This is a genomic window from Paraburkholderia sp. RL17-381-BIF-C, assembly GCF_046026435.1.
GTDB lineage: Bacteria > Pseudomonadota > Gammaproteobacteria > Burkholderiales > Burkholderiaceae > Paraburkholderia.
Map to the genome: position 1 here is coordinate 1 of NZ_JARESX010000243.1, position 363 is coordinate 363.

Below are 363 nucleotides of genomic sequence, written 5' to 3' on the forward strand. Positions count from 1 at the left end.
GAAGCCGAAGTGCCGTACGACATGGTCTACGAAATGGACGATATCAACGGTGAATTCGGTCAGGTCGACGTGGTGCTGGTGCTTGGCGCGAACGACGTGGTGAATCCGGCCGCGAAGACCGATCCGAAGTCGCCGATCGCGGGCATGCCGATCATCGAGGCGTACAAGGCGCGTACCGTCATCGTGAATAAACGTTCGATGGCGGCGGGTTACGCCGGGCTCGACAACGACCTGTTCTACATGGACAAGACGATGATGGTGTTCGGCGATGCCAAGAAGGTGATTGAGGAAATGGTTCGATCAGCGTGAGCGTGCTTACGGTTGAAGTCCGGCAATGCTGCTGTTGCCGGCGCAATCTCCGCC

1 protein-coding gene is annotated in these 363 nt (G+C 58.1%); it reads left to right on the forward strand.

What is annotated here, in order from left to right; genetic code table 11:
* The coding region (locus P0D70_RS36885) for an NAD(P)(+) transhydrogenase (Re/Si-specific) subunit beta (protein ID WP_408188142.1) at positions 1-309 on the forward strand (309 nt) is incomplete at its 5' end.
* Between the last annotated feature and the right edge of the window lie 54 nt (positions 310-363).